The sequence below is a fragment of the Streptomyces sp. CO7 genome, assembly GCF_053474865.1.
This window is the reverse complement of the sequence record NZ_JBRIOU010000006.1, coordinates 69,731-70,613: the sequence shown is the minus strand read 5'-3', so window position 1 is coordinate 70,613 and position 883 is coordinate 69,731. Positions and strand designations below refer to the sequence as shown.

Here is an 883-nt window from a genome sequence, read left to right as displayed (position 1 = left end):
CTCCACCGATGCGTCCGCTTCGAGGCGGACGCATCGGTGGAGAGCCGCCCGGTGCGGCTCGTCGAACTCCCGGTCGGCGCCACCGAGGACCGCGTCCTCGGCTCCCTGCACCTGGAGAAGGCGCTCTCGCACGGCAAGGTGGCCTACGAGCCAGGCCTGCTGGCCCGCGCCCACCGCGGCATCCTCTACGCCGACGAGGTCAACCTCCTCCCCGACCACCTGGTCGACCTGCTGCTGGACGCCGCCGCCACCGGGCGGGTCACCGTCGAACGCGACGGGTTCTCCGTGGAGCACGCCGCCCGGTTCCTGCTCATCGGCACCATGAACCCCGAGGAGGGCGAACTGAGGCCGCAGCTCCTCGACCGGTTCGGCCTCACCGTCGAGGTCGCCGCGCCCCGCGATCCCGCGCCGCGCGCCGAGGTGGTGCGGCGGCGGATGGCCTACGACGCCGACCCGGCCGGTTTCGCGGCCCGCCACCGCCCCGCCGAGGAGGCCCTGGCGGCACGGGTGGCCGCGGCCCGCGAACGGCTCGGCCGGGTCCTCCTTCCGGACACCGCGCTCACCAAGATCGCCGAGATATGCGCCGCGTTCGACGTGGACGGGCTGCGCGCCGACATCGTGACCGCCCGCACCGCCGTGGCCCACGCCGCCTGGGCCGGCCGGACCACCGTGACCCGCGCCGACATCCGCCGCGCCGCCCGGCTCGCCCTGCCGCACCGGCGCCGCCGCAACCCCTTCGACGCGCCCGGACTCGACGAGGAACTCCTCGACCGGATCCTGGGCGACGACGAACTCCCGCCGGACCCACCGCCCTCGCAGCCCCCGGCCGACGACGGCCCGGACGGATCGGGCGACGAGGGGCCCGGGGACGACGGTCCCGGGG

Annotated in this window: 1 pseudogene; it reads left to right on the top strand. The window is 76.3% G+C overall.

The window, feature by feature from the left end:
- A pseudogene (locus ACOV8S_RS21665) lies at positions 1–883 on the top strand (ATP-binding protein); the annotation flags it as partial.